The sequence below is a fragment of the Robbsia sp. KACC 23696 genome (assembly GCF_039852015.1).
Taxonomy (GTDB): domain Bacteria; phylum Pseudomonadota; class Gammaproteobacteria; order Burkholderiales; family Burkholderiaceae; genus Robbsia.
The window spans coordinates 1,273,691-1,298,272 of record NZ_CP156626.1 but is presented as its reverse complement, the minus strand read 5'-3'; the positions used below and the strand labels follow the sequence as shown (position 1 = coordinate 1,298,272).

Sequence of the window (24,582 nt, the reverse complement as noted above, 5' to 3'; positions counted from 1 at the left end):
ATGGGTATATACAGACTACTTCTCGCAATTATGGTGCTCCTGTCGCACTTAGGCATTGTGATACTTGGTCACAACCAAGGGATATCGGCCGTCGTTTCGTTTTTTATGATTAGCGGGTTTTCCATGACAGCCCTTATTCAACGGAACTATAACGCGCCGACACGAATCTACGCGTTTTACGTCGATAGAGTAATGCGGCTCTTCCCTCAGTTTATCTTCTACATGCTGGCCACCACTGTACTCATATTGCTGGTTAAACCTGAGTCACCATTCCTATCCGGGATAACGATGGGTAAAGCCGTACTTAACTACGCAATGCTGCCGCTTAACTTCTACATGCTCGGCTTTGGAGACGCATTATTGATGCCGCAGGCTTGGTCCCTCGGGCTTGAGGCGTGTTTCTATATTTCGATTCCGGTCCTATTGATATTTCAACTTGAACTTCTTGCATTTATAATATCCGTAGGCATTTTTGTTTTGGCATGTTTTAATGTTATCAATCCGGATTTTTTTGGCTATCGACTATTGCCCGGAACACTTTTTATGTTTTTAATTGGGAGCTTTTTCTATAAGCGCCAAAACTTTATTCGAACAATACTATTAGCCGTATCGTACGTACTCTCCATAGGATTCTTTTTATCTTTAACTTATCATGCAGGTTCGAAAATATCGCCGGCCGTTCACGATGTACTTGTTGGAATAATCGTCGGCTTGCCAATAGTGGCATGGCTCACCAAAATGAAGCTCGGAAAAATCGATTTCATGCTTGGAAATCTTAGCTACGGCGTATTTCTCAACCATTTCTTCTTGATATGGTCGTTTCGAGCGTTTGGTATCGAACCGCATGGATTTCTCCGCGTTTCAGCACTTATCGCACTCTCGATCGCGCTTGCCCTTATTACGTTTTGGTTCATAGAAAGGCCCGTGATTCAATACAGAAGACGAATTCGATACCAACCGAATGCCACCGCGACTCCCGTGGGCACTTCTTAAGTAATCTAAATTCGACTCAGTTTCCTAAACGAGACCGTTCGCGAGCGGTACGCAACTAGCGCTCCGAGTACGATCGATGGAACGCACTTACGGCCTCTCCGACGCTAAGCGACTGTTTAGGTCACTACGCCGTTAGTGATAAAACGGGCTAGCAACGTACCAAGCATTATTCGCCGTCATTAGTTTCTGCAGCGTGTCGTCACGGTAATACCAAATCGCGAGACCGCCAGACCGACATTGATGAATCGACCTGCCCTCGACGGGCAGCCGCGACGTAGAAATCGTTGCTGCGGTCGAATCCTCAGACGCTTTGACAATCGCGAAGTTATAGAACCGTGGGAAGAGACTGGGGTTATTGAACGTACCTGCGTTCATCATCCAGAAAAACGGATGCAAGGTGTCATCGATCTGAAGCATATGATGAGTTGGCAAAACGTACTGAATCGAACGGGCGAACCAATATCCGCCAATTCCGTCGCGCAATCCTGCCCCGCTTGCATCCAGCTCCTTGATACAGTCAATCGCAACTTGTTCTACTGGGACCCCAGACCCATATCGGAGAGAGTCGCTCAAGGAGGCATAGCGCGCCTGCGCTCGCATAACCCCGGCACTAGATAATGCAAGCGTCAGGACTACAGCCGCCGAGATCCAGTACACGCGTTGCAACACCAGCGGCCTCCACGCCTGGTCCAAGCTCACTAGCGCGAGGACGACAAACATCGAAAAAGGAAAAGCAAAATACCGCATCGAGTAAGCATCGACGAATCCGCCAGATGCCACAGCGCCTGCTGCTGTAAAAAACACGCTGCTCGTCGCGAACAACAGCGACCATCGCATGTTCGCTCCAATTGTTACATTTGACGTTTCTTCCTTACCATAAACCAGTATTTGCACGAACGAATAAGTCATAGAAAGCACAATCATAAAAGCAAACACTTTCCCAAATTGACTACCTCGCGTCAGTAACGCTCCCAAATCGGTAAAAAGCCAATGGAGGGAGTTGCGCGCGCCCGCAAATGAGAGCGGGACGCGTCCACTGAGTGCATCGTGAAAGGTGATCACACGGTGAAGAAGAGCCGCCAAAATTTGCCCGACGACGATACCAAGCATGAAGATGGTAATTCCCCTTCGCGACATCGCCGATGGCCGAACGGCCTTAAATGCGAGACTACAACCCAGCGCAAACAGGACAGGCACGGCAACGGCAATCGTATACAAGGCGCTGGAAAGTGTTGCGACCGCTCCCACTATGGCAAGCAAGACGCCGATAACGACCGGCTTTGAACTAACCCGTGAAATTAGCAGCGCAGCAGTTACCAAGCCAAACAAACTCACACTCACGTGAACATTGTTTGAGTTTAGAAAAAGCCACATTCCGGCCCGTGCTGAGTTGACAACGGCTAGTGCAAGCGCCAGCAGAATAGCCGCATAAAACGTCGAAGAACACCTACGGAGTAACGTTCTTCCTAACCATATCGCTGCTAACGCACACACGAGACCTTGAGCAACTGATACGACAAAAAGCCTTGCAGCTGCACCATGCACAAACCAAGTCGCCATCCAGTAAAAAAGCAGGTCTGGAACATAGCCAGGCGCTGGCGGCATCTTCCAGTCGCGCCAGCGGGCCCCGTGACTTAGGCTAGTAAATAGATCGTCGAAAAAGATCCGGTCACTATCTAAATGCAACTTATAGCAAAGTAATGCGAACGCAGCGGCAAGTGCAGCAAATGCAACGACAGGCAGCAGCTTTGGCGTAATACGCATCGGCATTCCTCCGCAGAATGGGCGTGAAGAAAATGTTTGTCCTGCAGAATCTCGCCTGCGCATCGCGACAAAATACGACGGCGTCAAAATGCCCCAGCGAGTGGCAGTCGTGCGCGATATTGTCAGGATTTCGCCGCGAGAGGCACCACGATCACGGTATCTCTTTCGTCCAACGTAATACAGCGCTCGTACGGACCATGCTGCCAGGTTTGGCCCAGCACATCCAGCAGCAAGCTAACCGCATAGCGCGCCACGTCGTTCTCGTCGCGATAAAACGGCATCACGAACGTCGACACAGAATAATCGCGGAGCAACGCTTTCAAATGGGCTTTGGCGACAGCGTCCAACGTCTTGCCATGCCAAGCCGTAGTGTCGAGCAATACACGCGTCAGGGAATCGGCCGGCGCAAGCTGGTCGCGGATCATCTCGCCCACGGCCATGCCATCGGACGGATGCACTGCCAGCCCAAGCCGCGTGACGGCAGCGCCTGCGGGCGCGATATCTCGGTGTCGACGCGCGCGGTGGAACCGTTCGATCGCCTGCCAATACAGCCGCGCCGCTTGCTCGGTCGAATGATGGGCAAGCGCATAGTCACGCGACGCCCGACCACGCGCCGGCAATTGCTCCCGCTCACGCCACAACGTGTTGAACATCTCGCGCAGGCGCGGCACATCGACGTCATCCGGCAGCATCGTAACGGCCTCCGTGGACAGCTCGGCCAAGCTTCCATGCGCGTTTACCACTACCGGGACGCCTGCCATCATCACGTCCAGCACTGCCGCAGAGGTTTCACCACGCGATTGACGCCGCAGTTGGATCGCAGCATCCGCCGCACCAAGCCATTGATGGTATTCTTCGGTTGACGCGTAGCCGGTGATACGAACATTCTTTATATCGGTACGCGCAGCGATCTTTTCGCCCAAGGCTTTGCCGAATGGGCCTGCATCGTTCTGGCCAACAAAGACGAGATGGCACTGCCGATTCCGACCCGGCTCACTCAAGCACCATGCGTCGTAAATGCGGTCCGACAATTTGGTATTCGCAACGAAGCCAAATGAGCAGATGACAAAATCATCAACGCCTACGCCCAACGAAGGGCGAACTTGTTCTCGCGCAGCGATCCCCGTATCGGGCCGCGCCAATGGCACCACCGCCCACCGTTTATCATACGCGGGGCCATACCACGCTTCGGCCAGCTCACCGCTATGCCGAGAGTGACTGATGATGCCGTCGGCATTATCCAAGGTACGTCGATTACTAGGGTACTGGTAAATCGACGCCTCTAGATCGCCACGCTCCAAATGCGCAACGAGCGCCGCCGCGCCATGTGAGTACAACAATTCACGCGAAAACTTATCCGCTTCCTGCGCGGTCAACTGCATGTGCCAAGCCAAGCCACTCAAGAAGAAGTCATGCAGGACGACCGTGCCGGGAATTACCGACAACAGCGCAGGCATGTGGCCGTGGAAGCTGGAGTTACCGAAGTGGTACAGCACACGCTCGTAGTCGTGCGCATATTCGACGAAGAGCGGGACCGAGATAACACGCGTGCCTTCGGGCAAGCCGACCGTGGACACGTCCGGGTCTGGGCAGACGACATCGATCTGATAGTACTTCGACAGGGCGGATAGCAATCCAGCGCTGTAGTCGGCAATGCCGCTGCGGGACGGCGGCATCGGCGACACATACGCCAAGCGCGGTCGGCTCGACGGTCCGCCGTGTCCCTGTTCAGGTCGCGTACGCAGATGACCGGCTAGCGTGCGCTCAAGTGCCACCCACGCCTTTTCAGCACTGATCTTCCACGAGAAGCGACTCGACTGGGTTGTGCTCCATGCGCGTAGATCAGCAAGGAAAGCCGTGTCGGTCAACGCTTTCGCGATCAAATCGCGGATCGACGTCGTCGAGTGAGGATCGAATTGCGCGTCGTCTCGACCGATGACCTCGGGAATACTGGTGCAATTCGAGCCAATCACTGGCGCACCGCAGCGCATGGCTTCAAGCGCCGGAAGACCAAAACCTTCATGCCACGACGGGAAAACAAATAGCGTGCACTCGTTGTACAACGCGATCATTTCCTGGTCGCTCACGAAGCCCGTCAGCACCAGCGCATCGCTCTCTAAGCCCAGCGTTTTTGCCAATGACTCCAGCTTTATGCGCTCGTCCGGCTTAACGGAACAGACGATCGCAAGTTGATGCGCAGCACGGATCGACCCCGGCAATTCGGCGAACGCCGTGATAAGGCCCTCGATATTCTTGCGGAAATCGATGCCACCGGTATACATCACAAACGGCCGCGTCAGCGCAAATTTCGACCGTGCCGCGCTTCGACTGCCATCGGCCGCATCAAGCTTGCGGAACGGTGCATCAGCATCACACAGCACGTTCTCGACGATGTCGGCAGGTGCACCTAGCAAAGAGATGGCTTCCTGCCGCGACGATTCGGAAATAGCGAGTTGCAGATCTGCCTTCGCCAACTCCGATATCTTTCTGCGATACCAGTCGTCGACCTGCGCATGTGCCAAATACATCTTGGCATGTTGCAGCGGAATCAGATCGTATAGCGTCACTGCCGTCATCACCGGCGAAGTCGGGTCGACACTCGCCACGGCATCCGAGTCATAGCCTTCCATCAGGCTGGCAATGTGCACGGCGTCAGGCTTGATCGCTTCGATCAAGGCCAGGCGGAGCGCTTCGGCCGCCATTCTCCGCCAAGCCCGCTCGGGCAGCGGTACATGTCCGGCGAAACGCGGCAACTCCCACACATGCACCCGCGACGGCGGCACCCACTGTGCAAAGCGTTGACGAATGTCGGCAATCGAATCGGGGAAGTTGCCGTTCAGACCAAGATGCACCTCGTGACCGCGGGCGCGTTCCGCCATGGCGAGGGCCAGCGCCATCGAGTACCGGCCAATGCCCCGTGTACGGCTGCTGGGCGTCTGACAGGCCTGTAAGTCGATTAAAAGTTTCATTGTCTTTATTAGCGGCGACGTCCACGCACGTCGAACGGGCGGACCATTTCACGATGCGATCCGGGAGCCAGTCCCGGGGCTGCCTGGCATGACATTCCCGTCACGCACACGGCGCGCTAACGCGCGATCCCGCGAATCTTACGGACGGCAGCCAGCGCAACCGGCCGCAGCTTCATCCAGACCGCTTTTGCAGCGGGACTCCGCCCCGTCAATCGGCTGCCGGCTTCTATCACTTTCAAGAAATAGGGGTAAACACGATATCCCACTGCGCGCACGACACGTCGCGTATTCCAGGTGTTATTCAGTCGCACCAACAGTGTGTGGCTTTCCGCTTCCACTGCAGCAATACGGAGCGTCAATCGAGCGTTCTCGGCCTGGGACGCAGCGTAACCCCGTGTCAACCGCATCACTTCTTGCTGGCGACGCACTTCATCGCTACGCGCAGCGTCTTCTGCCGCCGATACGAAATCATCGAACACATTCGGCGGCACCTCGAAGTACTGCTTACGGTGTACTTGCTCCTTCGCCAGATAGTAGAGATTCAAGCCGTCGAAATAGACGCGCTCATAACCGGCGCCCAACAACGCCGGCTCCCACTCGCACTCCACCAACTCCGGCGATCCCGGTTTGGTCGCTTCGATTACGACAACCCACGGCCGCCACTTCTGGAAATCCATGCCCGCGAGGACACGTACCTCCTCTCCTTCGACGTCGACTTTCAAGAAGTGAATGTCACTGACACCGTAGTGCGTCAGCAATTCGGACAACGTGATCATCGGCACTTCCACGTCGATGACAGTGAAGCCCTGCTCCCGGTACTTCTGCGCCAGCTCGGCATTGGCAGTAGATAATCCGGACGCTTCTACTTCGTGAAAGACCAGCTTCCCTGGTTGGTCGGATATCGCAACATTGACGTTGGTATCCTCTGGGCGGCGACGACAGCATGCGTCGTACCATGTCTTTACTGCATCGATATTGACGCCGCGCCAGCCCTGCTCGTAGAACGTGCGCGTCACGGAAAAAACATCCGGATCTTGTGCGCCGACGTCGACGTACACGCCGTTATCGACGTCGCGGAGCGCGCGGCGCAGCATCACGTCTTCAAAGTTTTGCGCGTAAGTGACGAAGGTCATGGTGGGATCTTTACGTTAAAAAATTCTGTAATGCCATAGACATGCGGATCATGGGCACGCTACCCAGGCATCACGCGCGCTGCACATCCACAGTAGGGTCAAGCCAAGCGAGGCCAGCGAAATGGTCACGGGAAAAATTGGTGACTTGGAATACCAAAGCCAAATCGCGCCATTCGTGATTGCTATCGAAGTGTGTATCGGCACCGACTATTGCCGTGCTCACGGAATAGGTCCCTTCACCCAAATTTGCCAGAAAATCAAAATTGAACGTCAGCCGTTCCCCTCCTACGACGTTTTCGATCGAACAGGATTTGATTTCCGTGTTCGTTCCATACATAACTTGACCAAGGCGGTCTTTGATCATGTAACCAAGGACAAGCCGCGGCAACGCTTTGTTGACAAGGATACCGACTGAAAGCCGCACTGCCGCGCCAACATCAATGATCTCCACCGATTGACCACTGGCGTTCAACAATGCGATGTCACGGAGTTCGGCGCTACCATCCCCCGAGATAGTCTGCGTGCGGCCATCTTCGCGAAGTGTCTGACGGATCGTTTCACCGGTCTTATCGCCGAGCAAGGCATTGTAGTAGTCCATCACCGCCTCGGGATCGCCTTCCATCGCTAGACGGCCACCCTGCAACAAGATCGCGCGATCGCAGATAGATTGGATCGCAGCCTTATCGTGCGAGACGATCAGCAAGGTAGTACCTTGCTTACGGAACTCGCGGATTCGCTCGAAGCTTTTGTGCTGGAAATGGGCATCTCCGACCGACAACGCCTCGTCAACGATCAAGATATCGGGACGATAGGCCGTGGCGAGACTGAATGCCAAGCGCATTTGCATGCCGCTGGAATAGGTACGAACGGCTTCGTCGATCTGTGCGCCGATTTCAGCAAATGCCTCAATCTGTGGAAAGGCCGCCGTGATTTCCTGCTTGCTCAATCCAAGCAGTTGCCCCGCCATGTACACATTTTGGCGGCCACTAAAATCAGGATGGAAGCCCATGCCCAGTTCGAGCATTGCAGCAACACGGCCCGTCATCGTGACGCTACCACTGGTGGGGTGCGTGGTCCCAGTGATCATTTTCAGGAGCGTGCTTTTGCCCGCACCGTTGATCCCGATGACGCCCACGGCTTCGCCGGGGCGGACTTCAAAGCTGATGTCCGTCAACACTGACTTCAGTTGATGTCGGCTGATACGTCGCGGCGACAGCCACTCTAACAAGCGGCCAAAGCGGGACGCATAGATCTTGTAAGACTTGCTGACACTACGAACTGAAATTTGCCCCATGCCCGATACGCCTTGCGGATGCAGAAAAATACAGGAAGACGCGCGCTCGGACATCCGGTGCCGACAAGCCGCCACACTATGCGGTGAGAGACCCGGAAACGCGCGCTTCCGTGCGCGGTAACCGTTTTAGAACGAGAAACCGATTTGGTTACGGCGCAGATCCGCGTCCACCATCATCTTGCACAGCTGTTCCAGCGACGTTTCCGGCTTCCAACCCAATACTTTGAAAGCTTTCTCCGGATCACCAATCAGCAGTTCAACTTCCGCCGGACGATGGAATTTCGGGTTGACCTTCACAACCGTCTTGCCGGAGGAGACGTCGACCGCTACTTCGTCAAGATCCTTGCCACGCCACTCGAGATCGACGCCCGTTGCTTTGAATGCCATCGTGACGAAATCTCGCACCGTTTCGGTGCGATTTGTCGCGAGCACGAAGGTGTCGGGTTCATCGGCTTGCAACATCCGATACATGCCGTCGACGTATTCCTTTGCGAAGCCCCAATCCCGCTTTGCATCCATGTTGCCAAGCTCAAGGACCGATTGCATACCGAGCGAGATCTTGGCCACGGAGTCCGTGATTTTCCGCGTGACGAATTCACGCCCGCGCAGCGGGGATTCGTGGTTGAACAAAATGCCGCTGGAGCCGAAAATATTGTAGGACTCGCGGTAGTTCACCGTGATCCAGTGGGCGTACAGCTTGGCGACGCCATACGGACTACGCGGATAGAAGGGCGTATCTTCCTTTTGCGGTACGGCTTGGACCTTACCGAACATCTCAGACGTCGACGCTTGATAAAAGCGAATCGAACGATCGACGATACGAATGGCTTCCAGCATGTTCAATGCGCCGACACCGGTAATTTCTGCCGTTGTCGCAGGCTGCTCGAAGGACACGCCGACGAAGCTTTGCGCCGCCAGGTTGTACACCTCGCGCGGTTTAGCCATTTCCAAGATTCGGATCGTCGCACCCAGATCCGTCAAGTCATGCTCGATCAGATGCAGGTTCGGGTGTTCGAGCACCCCAACTTCATTGAGGCGCCAGAAATTGACCGAACTCGTACGACGGTATGTGCCGTATACGGTGTAGCCTTTTTCCAGCAAAAGCTGCGTCAAATAAGCACCGTCTTGGCCGGTGATGCCGGTAACAACTGCACTAGTCAAGGATGGCTCCCTTCCTGATAAAACATTGAAAACGCGGGGCTGACGGTCGCGGCCCTCGGAGAATAGGGCAATTCTAAACCGCCATGAATCGGGTAGCTATAAATCATCGTCCAAGAAGAGGCCGCTAATATCCACGATCAACACATTGCCTGCCGGAAAAACGCCCGGGAACGGGCAAAATGAGTCAAAAAAGCAACACTTTCCTAATAGTGGCACGGGCATCACAGCTCGTCGATCATGTCCGCAGCGTGTTTGCGATAAAGCCGCAGCGCCAAAGCGATCAAGAGAGCCGCCTCCACAAGGACTACGGCAATGTCCGTCCATGCAGGCCATTGATGTAAAACAAAAATTGCTTGGTAGTTCACGACCAGCATGGCCATTGGATTGACTTTCAGTAGCCAATGCAATGGGTGCGGTAGCGCGGAGACGGGGTAAACGATCGGTGTCATCCAGAACCAAAAGCTAATGGCAATGGTCATCAACTGCCCGACGTCTCGGAAAAAGACATTCAATACCCCTAGCGTCAACCCTAACCCCACGGAAAATGCTACTTGCACCAGCAATACAGGCAAAAATCCTATAAAACTGAGCCCTGGGAAATTTCCGCTAGTAATAAGAAACACCAGAAACAAACCAAATACGATCGCGAAATTGATCAATGCCGACAACACTACAATAGACGGCAGCGCCACCTTGGGGAAACTGATCTTTTTCAGTAAGTTCGCATTGTCGATGAAGACCGTCAGCGACCGATTCACGATTTCAGAAAAGAGACCCCAGGTCAACGTACCGGCACAAAGATATATGCTATAGGCAAACGAATTCGACTCGCCCGGCATGCGCGCACGCATGACTTCCGAAAAAATCACTGTGTAGACGATGATCATCGCAAGGGGCTGCAGGATCAACCACAACGCGCCGAGCATGCTCGAACGATAACGGGTCTGGAATTCGCGCTTAACGCTGCCGAGGATAAATCCGCGGTATCGAAAGGCAGCAGACAATAACGCAGCCAAGTCCGGTCCTTACAAAGTGCCAGTGGAGAGCGGTGACCCCGCCTAGAAGACAAAATTTAACCCAGCGCCGCTCTCGCGCGCTGATATTACAGCAAATTACCTCGCGGGCCCGGTATTGTACCGAAAGTTGATAGCCCGGCAAAAACGATCTTGTCCGGCGATGCTGCATTAAAAGCTAGTCTGCTCTTCGTCACCAAATGTGCCGCTAGCAGGTAGTGTTGCCGCTCCTAATGCGAGGTATCGCTTACCGCTTGCGCAATCTCGATACTGTCGAGCGCAAGCTGCCCGATGCCGTCATAGTAGACCTGTAATTCGACCCCCTCAGTCCGAGTAGGTACGGTGATATCAGTCGTCATGCGCTGGGCAAGTGCCAGAAGACGTCCGTGCGCGAGCGTAACGCGCGCCGAGCCGCCGAATACACCCATTCGCCAGTCAAAGTCTTTCGCCTGCGCTGGAGGTACTACCGAGGCGGCAGCACTCGCGTCGGCGCTTCGTCGATAACGCAGCGTCACTCGATAACGGCCCGGCGGCAGCGCGATATAGGGGCCATATGACAGAAAGTCGGCGCGCGAGGCTGGGGTAGCGACTCGCGCAGTCCCGGTCACCTTACCGACAATCCCAGGAAGCTCTCTTCCCTGCCATACGAAATCTTTACGACACGTAGGCTGCTCGTCAAAAGAAAGCGCTGCGCATTGACGATCAACCTTGTAAACGATCGGCGCACCGCTAAGGCGGAACGCCCACAACCGCCAACCGAAATAGGCATCCATTACGAGCAGAAAAACCAATAGGACGGCTGGGATCCGCTGCTTACGCCAGGTCATCAAGAACGGGATCAGGAAAACGAAGATCGTCGCCGCTTTCATAAACCCAGAAAAATTCCAAATCACAGAATCGCCAAAACTCATGTAGAGCATGACGATCACAAATGACACCGCGCTCACTTCGAATAGGCCCGGGAACCGTTGGATCAGTTGCTGTCGGCTACATACCGCGCGTACCTGAGCGATAAAAACAGCAGCCATGGCAAGCAACAAGACGACAAAGAAGACAAGATCGACCCCGGCAATACGCGACCACTTACCTTCCGACACGCTCGGATAGTGCCCCGCTAGTCCTGCCGAAAGATGGTGAACCAAACTCTCGAATGGCGGCCCGAGGATACCGGCAGCCTGCGAAGACGGGGCTTTATGGAAATGCAGTCGGATGAATATCTGCCAGACTGCGAAGACCAGCACTGGAATCGCCTGCCAGAACGCCGCCCGAACGAGCTCCGGAATCGGCATGCGCTGCCGCGACGCATTCAACGAAGGCACGACCCCACGCAATAACACGCCGGCACCCAGGGCCAACGGCAACACGACGAACGTCTCGCGCGACAGCGCGGCCATGGCCAATGAAATGGCATATAGCAGGTTGCGTCCTCGGACAAAGGCGACCATGCCCAGGATGACCCACGCATCGGCAAAGGCATCCGGCAAACCGTTGAGCAGCGTCAACTGCGTGCCTGGGCCGAAAGTCCAAAGCAGGATCCAAAATGGCGATACCCCCGCCGACTGGAAAAATCGTGCGCCAACAAAGGTTGCCAACAAAATCAGCAACAAGTCCGCCGCGTAGTACAGCTCAGGACTCACCCATGATTGGCCCAAAACGCTTGCCAGCCCCTTGGCAAACAAGGGCAAGCCGATGCGCTGATAGCGGTAGGCATCCGAATCGATGAACCGACTGGTGCCATGGAGATCCAGCAGATCGTTCGCCGCGTCGTAATAGAACTGCCCGTCCCAACCGGCTTCGGTCCCAGGCAGGTAAAGCGGCGTCAGTCCCTTTTCCTGCAACAACGGCGGCATGCCCCAGCGTTTTGCCTGCATCAGGTGATGCGAGAACTCGCCCGACAAACGCCCATGCACGTACACGCCCATGATGCTGAGTGACACTGCCAGCGCGAGTAAGACGCAAAGCCCCGCGCCAAGATAAGACCTAGAAGTGCGCATTCGTCGATCAATTCCGGCCGTTACCATTTCCCGGCACTTCCGCCAGCATCCAAGCAAGCGTATCGCGCAGCGCGATCGGATGCGCATCGGGCACTAAGCGGCGCAGCTTTTCAGCGCTGCCGATCAGAAACTTGATCTCGTTAGCGCGAACAAAGGCCGGATTGACTTGCACGTCGATCGACTGCCCGGACAACTCCCGGCACAGATCGATCACGTTGCCAAGCGCATGCTCGCTTTCACTGCAGATATTAACCGTCTGACCAATAGCCGCCTGGTTTTCCAGTAAGCCCTTATAGACGTCCGCCACATACCGCACATCCGAGAAATCCCGAACCACGTCCAGATTGCCCAATTCGATACGGTCTTTCTTCTGAATGAAATGCGAGACGATCTTCGGAATCAAAAAGCGCACACTCTGGTGCTGCCCGGTGTAATTGAACGGCCGTGTGATCACGATCGGCAAACGATCTTCCCAGGTGCGGACCAAGCACTCCATGGCCAACTTGCTCGCGCCGTAATGATTGACCGGCGCGGCAACGCAACGCTCGTCGATCGTTCCGGCCGCATTGCCATAGATGTTGGCGCTGCTGGCGATGACGATCCGTTCGGGCACGTGTCCCACCTTTGCGCAAGCTTGCAATAGGTTCAGCGTTCCAAGGACATTGCTGCGATAGAAGCCTAGTGCGTCGTCATCGGCAACAAACGTCCGGGCCGCCAAATGCACGATATGGCTGGGGCGCACCCGGTCGATCAATGCAATGCAGGCGGCTTCGTCGGTAATATCGAGTGACAGAATGGACGGATCCGTTCCATCGGTCTGCGCCGTCGTTCCTTCCGGCACGCGTGTGCCGGAGACCCGATACCCCGATGCGGAGAGCGTCTGCGCTAAATATTCGCCGGTAAAACCTCTAATCCCCGTGATCAGCGCATGCCGAGTGGTCGACTGGGCATCAGAAGGCGATAAACTCAATTCAATTTCTCCGCATCAAAAAGGGATACTGCGACGATGCCGCTCGTCCGCTATGCGCTAAAACCGCCAAACAGCGCACCACACGGCACCTGCTGACGGCGAAAATAACCATCGCTTCGTCGACGGCCTGATGATACTGGACTTCAGGGGTCGGACGAAAATTGCGCAATTCGGAGCAGCCGCCAATGCGCGTCATCTTAAACAAAGGCGCATCGCTCGCCTATCTGCCTTGTGGTACCGGTTTCGCTTGCCGCGGGTGATCCGGAACAACGCGTTACTTGGATACCGGCACATGGCGTCAAGCAGCGGATCCACGTACATGCTATTTCGTTTTCCGGCAAAATAGCAGTGCTGAGCGCGTTCTCCCTGTTGCGTGCCTCCGTCACGGTGACAGTAAATCCGTGGGGACATTCGGCGGTGTCTGGCTCACGGGCCATCCTCTTGATTTTTAGTGTTTTTGGCCATGCCTGTTTTGCTTTCCGAGTCCGCTCCCGACGGCGACCTGATGACATTATCCGCTCCCGGCGCGCAATCCCCCAGGAGTTACGCCGTCCCCAGCGTCCCCATCGCCATCGGTGATCTCCAGGGCTGTCGCGATGCATTCGATCGTTTGCTTGATCAGATCGACGCCGACGATGAGCGACGAATCGCGAACGGGGAAACGCTTGGTCGCTCACCGTTGTGGATCGCAGGCGACCTCGTCAACCGCGGCCATGACTCGCTTGGTACCTTACGTCGACTGATCGCTTTAGGCGACCGCGTCATCTCGATTCTCGGTAATCACGACCTGCATCTATTGGCCGTTGCCGCCGGTGTCCGCACGATGAAACGGGGCGACACGATCGCCGATATTCTAGGTGCCCCCGATTCAGCCGCTTTGATCGATTGGGTCCGGCATCGACCGATGGCGCACTTTGCAAACAACATGCTGCTGGTGCACGCCGGCGTCCCGCCACAATGGGACGCGCACACCACCCTAAGACTGGCCGGCGAACTCGAAGCCGGCTTACGTAGCGACGATTGGCGCACGTTCATTGCCCGCATCTATGCCGGTAACGGCAATGTGTGGCGAGAAGACCTCGTTGGCGACGATCGCTTGCGCGTGATTGCCAACGCCTTGACGCGAATGCGCTTTTGCAATGCTGCCGGCGAAATGGAATTCAAGGCAAATGGCGGCTTAGAGTCTGCGTTGCCCGGCTATATGCCGTGGTTCGATGTCCCGGACCGTAGCACCAACGACATCACGGTGATCTTCGGGCACTGGGCAGCATTGGGCCTTATCACCCGCGATCGCCTGTTGGGCCTCGATAGCGGCTGCGTGTGGGGCCACGCGCTCAGCGCGCGGCGTCTCACAACCGACCCGGAACAACGCACCTTGTTTCAAGTTCCCTGCGATACGTCCAGTGCAGCACACAGCGTGTCCCACGTCCCGGAAGGCAACTGATCCCGCTGAAGACGCGGGGAAGCCACTCCACGTGGATGCCGGCTCCGTCGTCTACGTCGCCATCCGCCCCGCGACAGTGGCACCCTTCAATGATCCTGCGGCGCTTCTAGCGGTGCCTGCATTTCCTGCAGCATCCCCGCGATCGCCGCGTGCGCCGCTTGTGATGCGCTGCGTCTATCGGCGAGACCGGTGAGCGCTTGGCCCACATACAGATGCGCTACGATCGGGCCCTCTTTTAACACGGCCCGCAACGTATCGCCCAAGGACATATCGCCGATATAAGCCGGTGCCAGAGACTGTTCACCGCGCCGCCCGGCATGGGGACGCTCGTAGAGCAGACAGACCGGCTGCACAGGCGCATCGGCTGCAACTGCCGCCTGGAAGATGTTGGCGTGAAACGGCATGATCGTACGCCCGGCACCCGTCGTCCCCTCGGGGAACAGACATACCAAACCGCCGCGCCTCAAGACATTGGATAACTGATCGACGATACGTTTGGCATCGCCACGACGTTCCCGCTGAATAAACACCGTGCCGATCGCCGTCGCTAAAAAGCCGATTACCGGCCAGCGCGCTATCTCGGATTTCGCGACGAATGGCGTTGGACGCCAGGCATTGATCACATAGATGTCGAGCCAGGAAACGTGGTTCGACACCACCATCGCTCCTTGATCCAGCACGGAAACACCCGCAGGCAAGTGCACCTTCAACGTCACACCGCACAGCGCCAGCAATTGGTCGGCCCAAAGGCGCACCATCTGTTGCTGCCTGCCCGCGTCCACCCGTTTGTAGCGCGTCACGATCAGCCAGACACCCTTGACGATATGCGCAATCAAGCGATATTTCGCCAACGCAGGCGCGCGGCGGACCGCGATGTCTCCGTCGTCGACCGGGGACGGGGCTGATACGACGTGCGGCACATCGGCACGATCCGCTTCGGGCGCGGGACTCACTGGACGTTGCATGAAAGACCGTAAACGAGGGACAGGGAACCAGCGCGGAGCATCACACACCGGTCACAAGGAGAGGGAGCATTACGTCTGTCCGTGAAACGCATATTACCGATCCTGCACGCAATCCGTATAGCCTCGCGAATCCCATAATTGAGACATTTTCAGTCCTGCCAGCCAGGTTTCTCGGATAGGCGCGGGTAGCTCGAAGCCTGCAAATGGCGACGCCGCACGATGGTCACTTGCGTTTTCACCTGCGCCATTGCCGTCCTCTACCTGCCAGTAATCGTCCGGATCAAAGAGAGCGAGGTCCGCAACGGCACCCAAGGCGATGCACCCAGCACGACCGCCGACGATCGCCGCGGGCTTCGACGTGATGCGAGACAAGGCCTCGGCCAAAGGCACGCGTTCCTCTGAAGCCCATTTAATCGTTAATGCGAGCAGCAGCGCAAAACTCGGCGCCCCCGCCGGCGCCTGCGCAAACGGCACCTGTTTATCTCGCGCACGGTGCGGCGTGTGATCGGAGCAGATCGCATCGATCGTGCCGTCCGCCAGCCCGTGACGCAGCGCCTCACGATCGCCGGCTGCGCGCAAAGGCGGATCAAAGCGGAAACGGCTGTCGAACCAGCCGATATCGACATCGATCAGATGCAGCTGATGCGCCGCGACGTCGCAGGTCAAGGCAAGGCCGTCGGCTTTCGCGTCGCGCACGCGCATCACCCCTTCCGCCGACGACAGTCGGGACAAATGTACCGCCGCCTGCGTCTCGCGCATCGATGCCACCACAGCGTCTATCGCCTGCGTTTCCGCCGCCTCGGGCACCCCGGGCAAGCCCAGACGCACGGCGAAAGGCCCGCTCGCCATCACGCCGCCTGCCGCCAGCGCACGGTCCCGCGGCCTGACCCATAACGGCACGCCGGCAGCCTTTGCGCGCGACATCGCGGCTTGCAAGCCGGCACGATCGGCGATGCCGTCGAAGCCTGCGTCGAACGTCGGGGAGCCCCAGGCAAAGGGCGCTGTATCGGAATCGACGTCGACGTCGGGGAAATGGGCATCACTCAGCGCGCCCCCGTCGCGATCGCGATCGCGCCCGTCAGCCTCGGCACGCCGATGCATCGCTGCACGACAATCGACCCGCGCGATCCCCGGACTTACAAACGCCGCAATGCCGCACGCCGCGGCTTCCGGCCACGCAGCCGCGGCGGACCCATATCGCGCGCAGAGATCGACCATGGCCGGCATCAGCATCAAACCCCGCGCATCAATGTGTTGCGCGGTGGAACGCGCGAAGCCCGCAGGTTCGGCGCCGATGCCCGCGATGACGCCCGCGTCTAGATAAACATCCGTTTGGACGCGACGCAGGCCCGCGCCGACAGTGCTCGGCAGCAAGACCGTCGCCCCTTGAATCAGCGTCGGTATCGGCCGTGGTGGCAACGTTTCGCCCATCGCTATCGCCCACCCCCGGGTTGATCGGCGGGACGTCGAGCGAATCGTCGGTGTATGGCATGCCCTGCCAACCGATGACGCGATGGACGTTCTCATCGGCGCATCCCGCCAACACCGCGAAAACCGCCATCCAGACCGCTTGGACGACAAGATTCGGCGGCGGCGTCAGTGCAAACGCGTCCCCATCGGCATCCGTCCTTTCGCCAAACCGCACATAGGCTGCTGACGTGTCACCTGCTTGCGCCCGGTCCGTGGACAGCACCACCACCGCATCCATATCGGCCAGGCCAATCTCGGGATCGGCGTACCAAGTCGCTCCTAACTGCGCGATCGCCTCGAAAGACAGTGCGGTCGGTCCGACGACCCGGATTTCCGGCGCGCCCAAGGTCGTCAAGGCATGCAAAGTCGAGCGTGCGACGCCGGAACCGGCGATATCACCGAGAATCGCCACCCGCAGCGCCGCCAAATCCGGCTTGCGTTGCACGATGTCGAGAATATTGCATAGCGCGCGTATCGGGTGCGCATAGCTGCCGTCGCCGGCATTCACAATTTGTTGATGCGCCGCGCAATGGGCGGCGAACAGAAAAGGCGCGCCGTTTTGCCCATGCTGGAGGATCAGATAGCGCGCATCAGCGAGCGCGGGGAGCCAGTCGATCAGACGGCGCGAAGACACGCCATCGCCCGCAACGCCTGCGCCACCGACTAGCGGTTGGGACGCCAGCGATGTCGCTTCCGCCCCAACGAATCCGGGGCAAAACCGGACATCGGCGCCGAGCGCCAGGGCGGCGGCCACGCAGGCGGCCTGCTCCTCCATATCGACGAACATCGGCACGACGCAGGACCCGGCAAGCACACCGTGACCGGCATCATCGCTGCCCGGTGCCGGCGAGACGCTTCCCGCCGTCAGATAAACGAGATAGCGCGCAGCCCAGCGCAGCAGATGCTCCAGGTGCCGACGCGGCAAGCCATCCAAGGTCAGCAGATGTCGCAGCCCCCCATCCGATCCGGCCTGCGGATGCGACGCCCAACTCATCAGGCGCCGCCCTGGCCGCTGAGATCGACTTGGCTAGTGCCGCCGTCGTTCAGGTATTGCTGCAGAATCAAGCTGGCCGCGGCATCATCGATGCGCGGTCCCCGACCGCCCCGCCCGGCACCGCCGCCACTCCGTCCACGACCGCCGCCGCCCTGTCCCGCCTCACGCGCCAATTGCCGTGCTTCGACTGACGTATAACGCTCGTCGACCCACACCACGGGCACATTGAAGCGACCATTCAACTGGTTGCCGAATCGGCGGGCGAGCTGCGTCATCTCATGGGCCGCGCCGTCCGGGTGAAAAGGCAGACCGACGACGAGAACCGCCGGGCGCCACTCGGCAATGACTTTGCCGATTTCCGCAAAACGGTAATCGCGGGAACGGTTTTCGATGATCGCCAGCGGGCGCGCGGAGCCGGTCAGCGTATTGCCGACCGCCAGGCCGATGCGCTTCTCGCCGTAGTCGAATCCCAGTACGACCGAGGCATCGGAAACAAACGCCGGTGCAATGCCAGTCAAGCGTGCCCCGCCTCGCCGGACAACATCGACAAGGAGACGCCCAGCAAGGCCAGTGCGGCCTCCTGTCGCTGCTCGGCCGGAACATCGAAGATGATCGACGGGTCGGCATCGACCGTCAGCCAGCCGTTCTGCGCGATTTCGTTCTCGAGCTGCCCCGCGCCCCAGCCGGTATGCCCCAGCGTCAGCAGGAACTTTTTCGGTCCCTGCCCGCTTGCCACCGCTTCGAGCACGTCTTTCGACGTGGTCATTTCGAGCCCACCCGGTACCGTCATCGACGACGTATATTCGCCGCCCGGTTCGTGCAAGACGAAGCCGCGTTCGGTCTGAACAGGCCCGCCGAAGTACACTGGGAGGGAGGACAGGGTCGCGCTGTCGAGTTTCAGATCGATCCGATCGAATAACGACTTCAAGTCGATATCGGTGGGGCGATTGATCACGAGGCCGAGCGCGCCCTTCTCGCTGTGTTCACAGCAATAGATGACAGTACCCGAGAAATTCGAGTCCGCCATGCCGGGCATAGCGATCAGGAATTGGTTCGTCAGGTTAATGCGATCGGCAGAGGACTTGGACATGATGCAATTTTAGCAAAGACACGGTAACGGTATGCCCGAATTCAGTAACGCCCTGGTGTGGTTCCGGCGCGACCTGCGTACTCGCGACCAGACAGCACTCTACCATGCGCTGGAGGCCGCGCAGCAGGTCCACTGTGTGTTCATCTTCGACCGCGCCATCCTGGACGGGCTTCCCGCCAACGATGCGCGGGTCGCTTTCATTCACGAAAGTCTGGTCGAACTGCAGCGCACCTTGCAGCAGCACGGCGGCGGTCTGTGGATCGGCGAAGGCGATCCCGTCGAGCTGGTGCCCGCGCTCGCGCAGCAATTGCACGTCGACGCGGTCTTCCTCAACCACGATTACGAACCCGCGGCCATCGCCCGTGATGCGCAAGTCGCGGACCGGCTGGACGATGTCGATATCGTGCTGCGGTCCTTCAAAGACCAGGCAATTTTCGAGAAAAACGAGGTCCTGACGGGCGCCGGCAAGCCTTACAGCGTCTACACGCCGTACAAACGGGCCTGGTTGCTGGCCGCGCAAGGCGATCGCGCCTTCGCCGCGCGGCCGTCCGAGCGACATCTGGACCGGCTTGCCGCACCGCCGGCCCGCGCGCCAGCTTTCAAAGACCTGAAAGGGCGCCTGCATCCCCGCGAGCTGCCGTCGCTGCAGGCGATGGGCTTCGGCGAGGCGCAGACGCCCCTGCCGGCCGGCGAAGACAACGCATTGACGCTGCTGGAGCAATTCGAGAGCCGCGTGGGCGACTATCATCGCACCCGGGATTTCCCGGCGCTCGCCTCCACCAGTCTGCTGTCGACGCATCTGCGGCATGGCACGATCTCCCCGCGCGCGCTGGCCCGCACGGCCTATGCCGCCAGTCACGCGGCGCGCGACCGCGAGGGCGCGGAGACCTGGCTGTCGGAACTGGTCTGGCGCGATTTCTTTTTCCAGATCCTGTTCCACAACCCGCGTCTGGTCGTCGAGGACGAGCGCGAATTCGACGAGGACGAACACGCGGAGAAGGACGCGCTTCCCCGCCATCTCCGTACGCCGAAGCCGGCCCGCTACGCCTACAAACCGGAATATGACCGGATCCAATGGCAGAGCGGCAAGACCGCCGAGGCGCATTTCGCGGCCTGGTGCGAGGCGCGGACCGGCTATCCGCTGGTGGATGCGGCCATGCGGCAGATCAACCAGACCGGCTTCATGCATAACCGTCTGCGGATGGTGGCGGCAACCTTCCTGATCAAGGACCTCGGTATCGACTGGCGTCGCGGCGAAGCCTACTTCGAGCGGTTGCTAAATGACTTCGACTTGTCCGCCAACAACGGCAATTGGCAATGGGCGGCGTCGAGCGGCTGCGATGCGCAGCCCTGGTTCCGTATCTTCAATCCGCTGACGCAATCGGAAAAATTCGACGCCAAGGGCACCTTCATCCGCGAATGGGTGCCCGAGCTTGCCGCGCTCGACGACAAATCGATCCACGCGCCCTGGCTCGCAAAGCCCGAGATCCTGGCCCGGGCCGGCATCACGCTCGACAAGCACTACCCGCGTCCGCTCGTCGACCACGCCGAGGCGCGTCAGCGAACGCTGGAGCGCTACGACGTCGTCAAAAAGGTCGGCACCGAAGAAAACTGAGCCAGGCGATCGCACCACGCAAAAAGCCGGACCGCGTCGTGCTGACGGGGTCCGGCCCTATCGATCCATCGCGCGTCGTCAAGACACGCGTTGCGGATCAGATCTGAACCATCTCGAAATCTTCCTTGCGGGCCCCACACTCAGGGCAGGTCCAGTTGATTGGCACGTCATCCCACTTCGTGCCGGGCGCAATGCCCTCTTCCGGCAGTCCTGCCTCTTCGTCATAAATCCAACCGCAAATCAGGCACATCCAGCTTTGATATTCCATTCTTTCGATGCGTCCTACGACGATCCGCTACAATGCAAACCATGATGGTAACGGTTTGGCGCATCGACGAAAAGCCCGACTGGGCTTTTCTCATCGCGCGGAGCACCTGACCGCGCAATAAATTGACGCATGATAAGTTCCCCCCCTCCCATAGTTTTGACTTTCGGCATTGCCGATCCCACCGGCGCCACGGGCATTCAGGCGGACTTGGCCACCTTTGCGAGCATGGGCTGCCACGGCGTGAGCGTCCTGACCGGATACGCGGTCCGCGATTCCCGGGATTGCCTGGGCGTCACGGCCGTGGATCCCGAGCATGTCGCGGCACAAGCCCGCATGTTGCTGGAGGACATGCCTGTGGCGGCCTTCAAGATCGGCGCCACGGTACGCGCCGAGATCGCCAGCGCCATTGCCGAGGTCGTCGCCGACTACGACACCCTCCCGCTGATCCTGCACCCCGATCTGGGCCGCGATGCCAATGGCCATATGCTGGCCGACGAGCATCTGTGCGCGGCGATCGGTGAGCTGCTGGTGCCGCAATCGTCGATCGTCGTGGCCGATGCCTTCCTGGCGCGCCAATTGGCGAGCTACGAGGGCCTGGGCGCCGGCTTCACCGCCGATTTCATCGACGAGGAGCTGATCGAGGAAGCGATGCTGTCCGAAGAGCGGCTCGCCGAGCGCGTGTCCGACCGGCTGGCGCAGCGTTCGGCCGAGCAACGCGACGGCTGGCCCTCCACCGCCGCGATGCCGGCCGGCGCGGGGCTGGACGACCCGATGGGTGCCGATGCCGCCACCGCCGAGGCGGTTGCGCGCATCATCGACGCCGGCGCGGAATTCGTGCTGTTGTCCGCAGCCCACGGCAGCGACTACGCCCATACCGTGTTCAGCGAGCGTGGCCGCATCGGCCATCATCGCTTTGCCGGTGCGGCACCGATGATGGGACCGTGGCACGGCGTGGCGGGTCGGAACAGCCGGGATATCGGACAAGGCGGCAGTTCGGCCGCGGTCGCCGAGGGACGTGTGTCGTTCGCGCGCTCCCAGCCGGGCAGCGGCATCGGCTTCAGCGACACGCTCGCGGCGGCCGTCGCGGCGTTGCTGGCGCTCGGCCACACCGCCCCGGATGCGATTGCCGAAGCGCAACGCTATCTGGCGCAGGCGATGCGGCATGGTTTCCGCCCGGGCATGGGCGCGTGGATCCCGCATCGCTATTTCTGGAGCCGCGGCCCCGGCGCGCCGGGACTGCGTCCCCACGCGGGCAACGATAGCGACGACGAAGGCAACGCCGATCTCGCCGCGCCGCCGGCAGAAGTCGAGAGCACGGAAGAGGCGTCCGACACGCCGACACAGCCTGCCAGTGGCGAGATCATCATCGCCGAGCGTCGGGTCGCACCGATCGATGCCTGGTCGATGCAAGGCTCGCGTCACTAAGCGCGATCGGAGAAGCGGCGCTTGATGCGCCGTCCATAAAAAAACGCTGGTGGATCCAAGGATCCCCAGCGTTTTTTCTTTGTCCGCGGCCCGACTGAGACCGCGGAACACCGTGCGGTGAAGGCACGTGCCGATGAACTCGCCATCGACGCCCCCGCAATAAGACAGACAAGCGAACCTGCCGTCGTCTCGCGAGGTATGCCCCCACGGGCAAGGATATTTACATATCCATGCCCATGCCGCCCATGCCGCCCATCCCGCCCGGCATGCCACCACCTGCCGGCGCGTCGTCCTTCGGCAGATCGACCACGGCGCAGTCCGTCATCAGGACCAGGCCAGCAACCGAAGCGGCGTTTTGCAGCGCGCTACGCGTCACCTTGGTCGGATCGACCACACCCGCTGCGACCAGGTCTTCGTACTTGCTGGTTGCTGCGTTGTAGCCGACGTTGCCGCTTTCTGCCTTCACAGCAGCCACGACGACGCTGGCTTCTTCGCCACCGTTCGACACGATCTGACGCAGCGGCTCTTCCATCGCGCGCAGCACGATCTTGATGCCTGCGTCTTGATCGGCGTTAGCGCCCTTGACCGTTGCCACTGCTGCCAGTGCGCGGATCAGTGCCGTACCGCCGCCAGGAACGATGCCTTCTTCGACAGCAGCGCGCGTTGCGTGCAATGCATCTTCCACGCGTGCCTTCTTTTCCTTCATTTCGACTTCGGTCGCAGCACCGACGCGGATCAGTGCAACACCGCCTGCCAACTTGGCAACGCGCTCTTGCAGCTTTTCACGGTCGTAGTCCGACGTAGCTTCTTCGATTTGCGCGCGGATTTGCTTGACGCGTGCTTCGATGTTCACCGACTCGCCTGCGCCGTCGATGATCGTCGTGTTTTCCTTGCCGATTTCGACACGTGCTGCGTGGCCGAGGTGTTCCAGCGTGGTCTTTTCCAGCGTCAGGCCGGTTTCTTCCGCGATCACTTGACCACCGGTCAGGATAGCGATGTCTTCCAGCATGGCCTTGCGGCGGTCGCCGAAGCCCGGAGCCTTGACGGCAACGGTCTTCAGGATGCCACGGATGCTGTTGACGACCAGCGTTGCCAATGCTTCGCCTTCGACATCTTCAGCGATGATCAGCAGCGGACGGCTCGACTTAGCAACTTGTTCCAGCACCGGCAGCAGGTCACGGATGTTCGAGATCTTCTTGTCGAACAGCAGGACGTACGGATTTTCAAGAACGGCAACTTGCTTTTCCGGGTTCGTCACGAAGTACGGCGACAGGTAGCCGCGGTCGAATTGCATCCCTTCTACCACTTCCAGTTCGTCTTCCAGCGACTTGCCGTCTTCGACGGTGATGACGCCTTCCTTACCAACCTTGTCCATCGCGGCAGCAATCTTCTTGCCGACGGATTCGTCGCTGTTGGCCGAGATCGAACCAACTTGTTCGATTTCCTTGCTGGTCGTGCACGGCTTGCTCAGCTTCTTCAGCTCGGCAACCGCTGCCACGACGGCCAGATCGATACCGCGCTTCAAGTCCATCGGGTTCAGGCCCGCGACCACAGCCTTTTGGCCTTCGCGAACGATGGCTTGTGCCAGCACCGTTGCCGTCGTCGTACCGTCACCGGCGTTGTCGCTGGTCTTGGAAGCAACTTCCTTGACCATTTGCGCGCCCAGGTTCTGGAAGCGGTCCTTCAGTTCGATTTCCTTCGCAACCGAAACACCATCCTTCGTGACCGTCGGGCCACCGAAGCTACGCTCCAGCACCACGAAACGACCCTTCGGGCCCAGCGTAACCTTTACTGCGTTGGCCAGGATGTTGATACCCTCGACCATCTTCGCGCGGGGCGAATCACCAAAAGCGACTTCTTTAGCTGCCATGTTCTCAAACTCCTAGAATGCTTTGTACTTGTCGAACAACAGGATTCCGGCACGATGCGGCGCGGGCTCACGGCCCTCTTTCACTGCGCTGCGCGCAACTCGCGCATCCGTACCGGTGCGGCGCATTCCCGTTCGGCGCCGCGCACTGAA

18 protein-coding genes and 2 pseudogenes are annotated in these 24,582 nt (G+C 58.8%); 5 read left to right on the top strand and 15 right to left on the bottom strand.

The window, feature by feature from the left end; genetic code table 11:
• A complete protein-coding gene (locus ABEG21_RS05355; protein WP_347556208.1) occupies nt 1-993 on the top strand; it encodes an acyltransferase in 993 nt (330 codons plus the stop codon).
• Nucleotides 994-1,125: 132 nt separating this feature from the next.
• Here ABEG21_RS05355 and ABEG21_RS05350 read toward each other — a convergent pair whose 3' ends face one another.
• The 8 genes from ABEG21_RS05350 to ABEG21_RS05315 all read right to left on the bottom strand — a co-directional run bounded on the left by ABEG21_RS05350 (nt 1,126) and on the right by ABEG21_RS05315 (nt 13,297).
• Nucleotides 1,126-2,757 (bottom strand): hypothetical protein, encoded by a 1,632-nt coding sequence (locus ABEG21_RS05350; protein ID WP_347556207.1) that lies wholly within the window; start codon nt 2,755-2,757, stop codon nt 1,126-1,128.
• A 122-nt stretch (nt 2,758-2,879) separates the two neighbouring features.
• Nucleotides 2,880-5,726, bottom strand: a complete 2,847-nt coding sequence (locus ABEG21_RS05345; RefSeq protein WP_347556206.1) for a glycosyltransferase — start codon at nt 5,724-5,726, stop codon at nt 2,880-2,882.
• A gap of 116 nt (nt 5,727-5,842) precedes the next feature.
• Complete coding sequence (locus tag ABEG21_RS05340) at nt 5,843-6,859, bottom strand: FkbM family methyltransferase (RefSeq protein ID WP_347556205.1); 1,017 nt, start codon at nt 6,857-6,859, stop codon at nt 5,843-5,845.
• Between the two features lie 70 nt (nt 6,860-6,929).
• On the bottom strand, nt 6,930-8,153 hold the full coding sequence (locus tag ABEG21_RS05335) for an ABC transporter ATP-binding protein (RefSeq protein WP_347556640.1): 1,224 nt from the start codon (nt 8,151-8,153) through the stop codon (nt 6,930-6,932).
• Nucleotides 8,154-8,279: 126 nt separating this feature from the next.
• Complete coding sequence (gmd, locus tag ABEG21_RS05330; protein ID WP_347556204.1) at nt 8,280-9,314, bottom strand: GDP-mannose 4,6-dehydratase; 1,035 nt, start codon at nt 9,312-9,314, stop codon at nt 8,280-8,282.
• 221 nt (nt 9,315-9,535) lie between these two features.
• Nucleotides 9,536-10,330 (bottom strand): ABC transporter permease, encoded by a 795-nt coding sequence (locus tag ABEG21_RS05325; RefSeq protein WP_347556203.1) that lies wholly within the window; start codon nt 10,328-10,330, stop codon nt 9,536-9,538.
• 227 nt (nt 10,331-10,557) lie between these two features.
• Nucleotides 10,558-12,264: a hypothetical protein gene (locus tag ABEG21_RS05320; protein WP_347556202.1), complete on the bottom strand. Its 1,707-nt coding sequence runs from the start codon at nt 12,262-12,264 to the stop codon at nt 10,558-10,560.
• Nucleotides 12,265-12,328: 64 nt separating this feature from the next.
• A complete protein-coding gene (locus ABEG21_RS05315) occupies nt 12,329-13,297 on the bottom strand; it encodes a GDP-mannose 4,6-dehydratase (protein WP_347556639.1) in 969 nt (322 codons plus the stop codon).
• A gap of 499 nt (nt 13,298-13,796) precedes the next feature.
• On the opposite strand from ABEG21_RS05315, the gene ABEG21_RS05310 reads away from it, so the two are divergent.
• Nucleotides 13,797-14,735 carry a symmetrical bis(5'-nucleosyl)-tetraphosphatase gene (locus ABEG21_RS05310; protein ID WP_347556201.1) on the top strand — a complete coding sequence of 313 codons (939 nt, stop codon included), beginning with the start codon at nt 13,797-13,799 and terminating at the stop codon, nt 14,733-14,735.
• Between the two features lie 86 nt (nt 14,736-14,821).
• Here the strand turns inward: ABEG21_RS05310 and ABEG21_RS05305 are convergent, their stop codons facing one another.
• The 5 genes from ABEG21_RS05305 to ABEG21_RS05285 all read right to left on the bottom strand — a co-directional run bounded on the left by ABEG21_RS05305 (nt 14,822) and on the right by ABEG21_RS05285 (nt 19,254).
• The gene (locus ABEG21_RS05305) at nt 14,822-15,700 is read right to left on the bottom strand and encodes a lysophospholipid acyltransferase family protein (protein WP_347556200.1); all 879 of its coding nucleotides are present in this window, start codon (nt 15,698-15,700) and stop codon (nt 14,822-14,824) included.
• Between the two features lie 93 nt (nt 15,701-15,793).
• Complete coding sequence (locus tag ABEG21_RS05300) at nt 15,794-16,549, bottom strand: amidohydrolase family protein (protein ID WP_347556638.1); 756 nt, start codon at nt 16,547-16,549, stop codon at nt 15,794-15,796.
• A 397-nt stretch (nt 16,550-16,946) separates the two neighbouring features.
• Entirely contained in the window at nt 16,947-18,164 is a 1,218-nt protein-coding gene (locus tag ABEG21_RS05295; RefSeq protein ID WP_347556199.1) for a hypothetical protein, read from the bottom strand.
• Nucleotides 18,164-18,673 (bottom strand): Holliday junction resolvase RuvX, encoded by a 510-nt coding sequence (ruvX, locus tag ABEG21_RS05290; RefSeq protein WP_347556637.1) that lies wholly within the window; start codon nt 18,671-18,673, stop codon nt 18,164-18,166. Before ruvX ends, ABEG21_RS05295 begins: the two co-directional genes overlap by 1 nt.
• A gap of 5 nt (nt 18,674-18,678) precedes the next feature.
• A complete protein-coding gene (locus ABEG21_RS05285) occupies nt 18,679-19,254 on the bottom strand; it encodes a YqgE/AlgH family protein (protein WP_347556198.1) in 576 nt (191 codons plus the stop codon).
• A gap of 31 nt (nt 19,255-19,285) precedes the next feature.
• On the opposite strand from ABEG21_RS05285, the gene ABEG21_RS05280 reads away from it, so the two are divergent.
• Nucleotides 19,286-20,869, top strand: a complete 1,584-nt coding sequence (locus ABEG21_RS05280) for a deoxyribodipyrimidine photo-lyase (protein WP_347556197.1) — start codon at nt 19,286-19,288, stop codon at nt 20,867-20,869.
• Between the two features lie 97 nt (nt 20,870-20,966).
• On the opposite strand, the gene ABEG21_RS05275 is transcribed toward ABEG21_RS05280, so the two are convergent.
• Nucleotides 20,967-21,137 (bottom strand): rubredoxin, encoded by a 171-nt coding sequence (locus tag ABEG21_RS05275; RefSeq protein ID WP_024902812.1) that lies wholly within the window; start codon nt 21,135-21,137, stop codon nt 20,967-20,969.
• 129 nt (nt 21,138-21,266) lie between these two features.
• Between ABEG21_RS05275 and ABEG21_RS05270 the strand changes: the two are divergent.
• Nucleotides 21,267-21,710 (top strand): annotated as a pseudogene (locus ABEG21_RS05270) (bifunctional hydroxymethylpyrimidine kinase/phosphomethylpyrimidine kinase); the annotation flags it as partial.
• A 477-nt stretch (nt 21,711-22,187) separates the two neighbouring features.
• Nucleotides 22,188-22,355 (top strand): annotated as a pseudogene (locus tag ABEG21_RS05265) (bifunctional hydroxymethylpyrimidine kinase/phosphomethylpyrimidine kinase); the annotation flags it as partial.
• Between the two features lie 427 nt (nt 22,356-22,782).
• Here the strand turns inward: ABEG21_RS05265 and groL are convergent.
• The gene (gene groL, locus ABEG21_RS05260; RefSeq protein ID WP_347556196.1) at nt 22,783-24,432 is read right to left on the bottom strand and encodes a chaperonin GroEL; all 1,650 of its coding nucleotides are present in this window, start codon (nt 24,430-24,432) and stop codon (nt 22,783-22,785) included.
• Nucleotides 24,433-24,582: the final 150 nt, after the last annotated feature.